Annotated in this window: 6 protein-coding genes; 4 read left to right on the top strand and 2 right to left on the bottom strand. The window is 53.7% G+C overall.

All coding sequences use genetic code 11. The features are described 5' to 3' along the window. Positions 1-189: 189 nt before the first annotated feature. Together AMR42_RS12165 and bchM are read right to left on the bottom strand one after the other, a co-directional pair. Positions 190-378 carry a replication restart DNA helicase PriA gene (locus AMR42_RS12165; protein WP_099533803.1) on the bottom strand — a complete coding sequence of 63 codons (189 nt, stop codon included), beginning with the start codon at positions 376-378 and terminating at the stop codon, positions 190-192. Between the two features lie 1,325 nt (positions 379-1,703). Next, positions 1,704-2,408, bottom strand: coding sequence for a magnesium protoporphyrin IX methyltransferase (bchM, locus tag AMR42_RS12160; RefSeq protein ID WP_099533801.1), 705 nt, complete (start codon positions 2,406-2,408; stop codon positions 1,704-1,706). 414 nt (positions 2,409-2,822) lie between these two features. On the opposite strand from bchM, the gene rpsP reads away from it, so the two are divergent. The 4 genes from rpsP to AMR42_RS12140 form a co-directional block, all read left to right on the top strand. Continuing rightward, entirely contained in the window at positions 2,823-3,080 is a 258-nt protein-coding gene (gene rpsP / locus AMR42_RS12155; protein ID WP_099533799.1) for a 30S ribosomal protein S16, read from the top strand. Between the two features lie 166 nt (positions 3,081-3,246). Beyond that, positions 3,247-3,621 (top strand): KH domain-containing protein, encoded by a 375-nt coding sequence (locus tag AMR42_RS12150; RefSeq protein ID WP_099533797.1) that lies wholly within the window; start codon positions 3,247-3,249, stop codon positions 3,619-3,621. A 2-nt stretch (positions 3,622-3,623) separates the two neighbouring features. Then, on the top strand, positions 3,624-4,580 hold the full coding sequence (locus tag AMR42_RS12145) for a PhoH family protein (protein WP_099533796.1): 957 nt from the start codon (positions 3,624-3,626) through the stop codon (positions 4,578-4,580). A 117-nt stretch (positions 4,581-4,697) separates the two neighbouring features. Then, the coding region (locus tag AMR42_RS12140) for a GUN4 domain-containing protein (protein ID WP_099533794.1) at positions 4,698-7,106 on the top strand (2,409 nt) is incomplete at its 3' end.

The raw sequence follows: 7,106 nt of genomic DNA, 5'->3' as shown, positions 1-7,106 counted from the left end.
CTAGTGGCGCGGCTGCCTTAACGTGATATGCCAAGTCAACTGACTGTTATCGCCACCAAATCGTTAGGCAGCAAGGGGCTTAAGCCCCTTGTTATCACGACTGCCTTTGCCGCCTTGACCCAATAAATTAAGCCTGTTGCGTTACTAAGTTCTGGAATGAACTGGTTCTGGAATGAATTGGGCAAAAACTTAAGCCGATCGTTGGGCGATCGCAATGCCCGGCGCGTAGGCTTCCAACACCCGAGCCGTGAGCGAGCAAGTCACCATCAAATAGTCACAGGCATGGCACTGGGTGCGAATCACGTTGCTCGTGCGAATCCGATGACGCTCTGCACGCGAACCACAGTTGGGGCAGTAAATCGTTTCTACGGTCAGCATTGTGGTCACCATCTGGCAAAAATTTGAGGAACTAAACCGAGGCATCGACGGGCTTGTCTAAACGGCGGATGGGCTGAAGGTGCGATCGCCCCCCCAAGGCAAGGAGCATTTGCGGCGGGAGCACCGGATCTGGGCGATCGATCCTTCACATCCAGTGATAAAAAAACGCGATCAGCAACGAAAAACAACGAAAAACAACACAGATATGAGCCGAGTCATCCCGTTGACCAAGAAAACTCAAAAAACGACGGAATCCATTTGAGCGCGATCTCCATTGGCCCAATTCAATTAGTCCAGTTCAAGCGGTAGGGGACTGAAAGGGCTGTTCTCGAGCATTTCCGTCGTTTTCGACTCCTCACGACCTTGCAGATAGCACTGTCAATAACTTCAACAAATTCAGTAAATGGCCGGCAGCCAACCGACCACAAACCTCAGCGGAAGAATGCCTTAAAAAGCAATTTCAGAGGCGATGCGACTGGTTTTGAGAGCAGGAAACAAGGGTGATCAAAACCAATCATGGAATCGAGGGGTTAATTCATTCTCGTTCTTAGCATTATGGAATAGCCGATCGGGGATCGGGGGAATTTAGCAACAATTCCTTTCAATTTAAAGACATCGGTTCCTCCGAATGACGCGATCCCTAATTGGTTACCTCTGATACCAAGTGAGTCCCAATCAAAACTCAGTCGATATTTCGGCAAACTCTTCCCTTAAGAGAAGCGGCGGCCTGCAACTGTTCAGACGGTAACTATGACTGACTCGATCGGGTCGTCATGGCAAAGGTGCAGCTAAAAATCTGTGATCTGGGTCAATGCAATGTTGGGATCTGATCAAGATTGGGATTGGTGTTCTACTTAATATTGTTTTACCTACTTTTGATGAAACTTCAATTCTGTTTATCTCTGTTAAAAGTTTTGGTTTTCTTAAGCTTTTCTAGGGAATTTCCACCCAAAAGGGCCGTGAAGCATTTTGTGGATGAACGATCAGTTTTTGGCAAAAAGTTTGCAATTTGGAATCAGTGAGAGATGGTTAATTTTCCATGCCCGCAGTCGTCACCCACAGTCGTCGTAACAAGGGGCTTAAGCCCCTTGTCCCTCACGAGATTGTCGCCGTGAAATCAGGGGTTCAGGCGATTGGACAACAAACCCTCAGCCCCTTGCCCCACTCCGATTTGCGATCGAGTTGCTGGGTTGTAGTGGGTGGGGTTGAGCGGCTGGAACACCATTGGGCGGGATGCAACTGGTGGATTACATCCCGATCGAGCCGCGCTAGACTCCGCATCCATGTTTGTTGCCCCACGGATTGCTCGCGCCTATGCCTTGCGCCTATTCCTGTGGGCGGACAGCCTCCAGAATTTGCGAGAAATAGAACTGGGAGCCAATGAACTCCCGCCGATTGACCTCAAACCCATTGGCCCGCAAAATCCGCACCACATCCCGCACCGGGTGCAAATAGGCGCGCGTGGTTTTGCTGGGGCCGGGGAACAGCTCGCCAATTTTTTTCAACAGCACATAAACCGGACTCTTGGGCGCAAAGCTGAGGATTAGCTTCGACTGGGCAAGGCTGGCCAAATGCCCAATCATTTTTTCAATGTCTTGGTCGGGATAGTGAATCAACACATCCAAGCAAATCACGGTGTCGTAGGAACCCTCGATCGCCTCAAGATCCTGCACTTCAAAACTCAGGCGATCGCCCAAGTTCAGCTTGGCCGCACGCTCCTTGGCCTCACCGATCATCGCCTCAGAAATGTCGCTACCCGAGACGATCGCCCCCAACTCCGCCAACGGCACACTCAGGGAACCCACGCCGCAACCCGCATCACAGATGGTTTGGCCCGCCAGTTTGCTTCCTTGCTTCAGCCAATAGACCACCGTATCCACCGTGCGTTGATGCCCTTCGCGGATGTCGCGTTGCACCTTGTTCACGTCGCCGTCGCCATAGATGCGCCGCCAGCGATCGAACCCAGTGGTGTTGAAATAGTCCTTGACGATGGCTTTGTCGTTGCCCTTGTTGCTGGTGGCGCTGCTCATAGGGAAATTGCGTAAATCTTGGGTAGAGTGATCTCAAAAGTTGGATGCTAAGGGCCAGGATGGTCGCCAGGGCCTGGCCGTGGGTCGGCGTGGATCGTCACCAGTAGCTCGGGTGGTTACCCATTGGCGCTGATGGGCAAGGCAACTATGGCCGAATGGCAACTGCTGTGGATCGCCATTATCGCCATCATTGATCGTTGCATTGCACGACGGCTGCACCGAATTCATTGCCGCAAATGAGCAAAATTCATTGCCGCATTTGATTATAGAGAGACCCGCAGCCGCGATCGCCGAAAAAATCCTGGCCACCCCCTAGCCTCGATCTGGCTTCAGCGCGTAGAATCAAGTTTTGTCTTTTGTCGTTTGCTCCCAAAAACGACAGTCGTTACACTCGATTCGGTTGCAACAGCCCCCATGGTTAAGATTCGCCTCAAGCGCCTCGGCAAAAAACGCGAAGTCAGCTATCGCATCGTGGTGATGCAAAGTACCTCGCGCCGCGATGGTCGCGCCCTGGAAGAACTGGGTTTCTATAATCCCCGCACGAACGAAACGCGCTTGGAAGTGCCTCGGATCATCGAGCGTCTGAAGTCTGGTGCTCAACCCACCGACACCGTGCGCAGCATCTTTGAAAAGGCCAACATTTTTGAGCAACTGAAGGCCGCTAACGCCTAGTGGGTTGGAGGTGCAGTTTTCTGGTCTGTCGAGATTCCTCTCCCTTCCCGACTGACCGGCAGCCTGCTCCTGTTGTTTGGCAAGGCTCGGGCGATCGCCCCACTGAATCGCGTTCATCGCCCCGGTGGCTTTGCCCCTAATCATTTTCGAGTAGCCGGAGTTCCGCTTGACAACTTCGACGAATCCAAGCCCCTCGATCGACTACGAGGGGCTTGTGCAATACCTGATTGAACCGTTGCTGGAAGTGCCCGATGCTTTGCGGATTGACTGCGAGCACACGGGCAACAATGTTTGGCTGCGGGTGGCCTTTGACCCGGCCGATCGGGGACGGGTGTTTGGGCGCAGCGGCAAAACCATCCAATCAATCCGCACGGTTTTGGACTTGGCGGCCCACCATGAAGGTCGCGCGGCCTTTTTGGACGTGTATGGCGGCTACAGCTTGGGCGAGGGCCCCTCAGAAGACGGCAACGGCCGGGGCCGGGGCGATCGCGGGGGTGACCGACGGCGATCGCGACCCGATCGACCCAACCGAGGGCGGTAGCGGTGGCTCCCCTGTCGATCGACCTGGGCAGCAGCACCAGCGCCGTCACCCTGGCGGGCCATCGCGAGGAAACCCTCAAGGCCCTGGCTAAGCACACGGGCACAACCCTGGTGATGCGCGGCCAAGAGTTGGTAATTACTGGGCCCGACAAGGCGATCGCCCTGTGCCAACAAATCGTCAAGGCCTTAGAAATCTATTGGAGCGCCGGACAGCGGATTGATGAAGCGGATGTGCTGACGGCGAAACGGGCGATCGAAACCGATCGGCTCGGTGAGCTGGCGGACTTGCACCAGGACTCGATCGCCCGCACCCGACGCGGCGACAACATCCGTGCCAAAACCTTTCGCCAACAGCGCTACATCAAAGCCATCCGCAATCACGACCTGATCTTTTGCACCGGCCCGGCGGGCACGGGCAAAACCTTCCTCGCTGCCCTGATTGCGGTGCAAGCGTTGCTGGCTGGTGAATTTGAGCGCTTGATTCTGACCCGTCCCGCCGTGGAAGCGGGCGAGCGGCTGGGGTTCCTGCCCGGCGACCTGCAACAAAAAATTGATCCGTATCTGCGCCCGCTCTACGACGCGCTGTACGAATTGATCGACCCGGAAAAGGTGGCCAACCTGATGGAGCGGGGCATTGTGGAAGTGGCTCCGTTGGCCTACATGCGCGGTCGCACCCTGAACAATGCCTTCGTGATTTTGGATGAAGCCCAAAACACTACGCCAGCGCAAATGAAAATGGTGTTGACGCGGCTGGGGTTTCGATCGCGCATGGTCGTGACTGGCGACATTACCCAAACCGACTTGCCGGAGCACCAAACCTCGGGCATGGCGATCGCCCAACGGATTCTCAAAAATGTTGAGGGGATCGCCTTTTGTGAACTGACCCGCGCCGATGTGGTGCGCCATCCGCTGGTTCAACGGATCGTCACCGCCTACGAACGCCACGAAGCCGGCCAGTAGGGCAATTTTCCGCACACCGCAGCCACTTCGCCGCTCACAAGTCTTCCCGATCGTCTGTCTCTCATCAAAATCCGTGATTCGGCATAATTGGCTTAAGTCTCGCCTCTCTCACTCGTGATGCCGAACGAATCTGCTGCGCCTCAGCCGGAACCCAAGCAGGACGAAAAAGCCCCCGATTCAAAGTCGGCCGCACCGGATGCGAAGGATAAAGACAACACCAAGGATGCCCAATCTGCCGAGCTAGCCACCGAGGATAAGGATGCTGAAGCCGCCGCCCAACATTGGGTAGTGCAGGCCATTGATGCTCTCGCAAAACACACCAAGAGTCTGGGCGGGAGTCTGGGTAGCGGTGGATTGGTCTTTTTTGTGTTGAGACAAGACTGGGCGTTGGCGGGACTCACCCTCCTGTTTTTGATCGTAACAACAGCATGGAAGGGCTACAGCAAAAGTGTTCTGAGTCGCGTCTCAGAACTGGCGGGGGCGAGGGGGCTAGCCCATGTGGACACCTTGGTGGGTTGGGCAAAAATCGCCAATCAAAACTTGACAGCAAGGATCAACTGGTGGCGATCAGGGTTTGAGACCAAATATCTGGAATGCCAGGGCTGGGCCTGTCTGCGTGATGACCCACTCGGGCTGGATCAGGTGGGTGATGGTGTGATTCGGCCATTGCTACAAGAGATTTTTGTGCCTTTGGAACTGACTATCAATCCACAGGTTGGGGGCTATACCGAGCAGCGGAAACGGCTAAAGCAGCAGCTCAACAAGCAACAAAAGTCCCCTAATGAAAATTTAGGGATGCAAGAGGCTTGCATTCAATCAATTTGGGATTTGCTGAAACAAGTTCGGCGCGATCCGAGCTATCGCCAAATGTTGATCCGGGCCAAGGGTGGATATGGCAAAACCACACTTTTGAAGCATTTGACCTATGTTTACTGTCAAAAAAACCGCCAGGTTAATTACCAACGCCATCACGCCCCTAAGTTAATTCCTTTTCTGGTGATCTTGGCAAATAAAACCAATTGGCAGATGCTTGCTGATGAAAAAGCGCCAGACTTACCGGATTTTCTGACCAGGATTCATTTACCCAGCTTACCCAAGGGCAAAACCTTAAAAGTTCCAACCAATTGGATTTTGGAACTTTTGGAAAAGGGCAAAGCGTTGGTGATGTTTGATGGATTTGATGAAGTACCGCTAGATTACCGTTCGGCCGTGAGCCAATGGATTAATCGGCAAATGCGCGAGTTTCCAGAATCGGTGATGATTGTCACCTCGCGTCCCACGGCTTGTTTGGAACATTATGAGCCTTTACCTAGTGCTTTGTTGTGGGTTCGGCAGTTTTCAGAACAGCAGCAAGCCAAATTTATTCGACAGTGGTATGGCTTTCAGGAAATCAAGGCAGTTGGTGGGCAAAAAACGCCCGATGTTGAGCAGCGAATTGAGGAGCGATCGCAGTCTTTGATCGATCAGTTACAAGCCAGACCCGAGTTAGCAGACTTGGCGGGCAATCCCTTGTTGCTCAACATGATGTGTCGGTTCCATCGGGAACATGAGGGCCAACAATTGCCCCAACGGCGGGTGGAGCTATATCAGGATATTTGCGAGGTGCAAACGGCACGGCGACCCAAGGGGCGAGGAATTACGCTAGGTTTGCGGCCGGCTGAACGTTTGGAGGTGCTGCAAATTCTGGCGCTGGTGATGATGTCGCGGGCTAGGCCGGGGGATGATCAGGGCCACAAGCAAATCACAGAAGATGACTTGTTGGATGTGATTGTGCAGCCGATTGGAGAGCGCGACCCGGAGGTTTCGGCGCGGGACTTTTTGCGGCAAATGGTGGAGGTGAGTGAACTGTTGGTGGAAACCCAAGAAAAGGGGATCTATGAGTTTTCGCACCTGAGTTTTCAGGAGTTTTTGGCGGCGAGTGAAATTGTGCGGCTGCGCCAAGAATCAATGTTGTATGACAAGTTTGCGATTCCTGCTTGGGAAGCCACGATTTTGCTCTATGGGGAGTTGGTGAATCCCTCGAATTTGATTCGAGAGGCGATGAAACAGCACCCAGATTTGGCTTATAAAATTTACCAAACCACGGCCAAGCGGTTGGACTTGAGCAATGCAGAACGGGCGGAACTGGAGCGCCTGAAAAAAACCGTAGCCAGCTCGCGCTACGAAACCCTAGAAGCCCTGATGATTGCGGGCGACTGGGTGGGGGCCGACGACGAAACCTATCGGCTGATGATCACGACAGTGGGCAAGGAAGAGGGGCAATGGTTCACGAGTGAGGAGCTGTTGAACTTTCCTTGTGAGGAATTGTTGGCCATCGATAGCCTGTGGGTGAAACACAGCCAAGGTCAGTTTGGCTTTTCGGTGCAGAAGGAGATTTACGTGGCCTGTGGAGCCAAGCTGGATGGCCGGTATCCGGGTGATAAGATTTGGGAGGACTTTGGTACGCGAGTGGGATGGCGAGAGAATGACGACTGGAAGAGCCGCAACGAACTAAAGATGAATCCCCGTCTCTCACTGAAAGGAGAA

Origin of the sequence: Limnothrix sp. PR1529 (assembly GCF_002742025.1) — a bacterium.
In the GTDB taxonomy this organism is placed as follows: Bacteria; Cyanobacteriota; Cyanobacteriia; order CACIAM-69d; family CACIAM-69d; genus CACIAM-69d.
The sequence above is the reverse complement of the archived record's forward strand: the minus strand, read 5'-3'. Positions and strand labels throughout refer to the sequence as shown.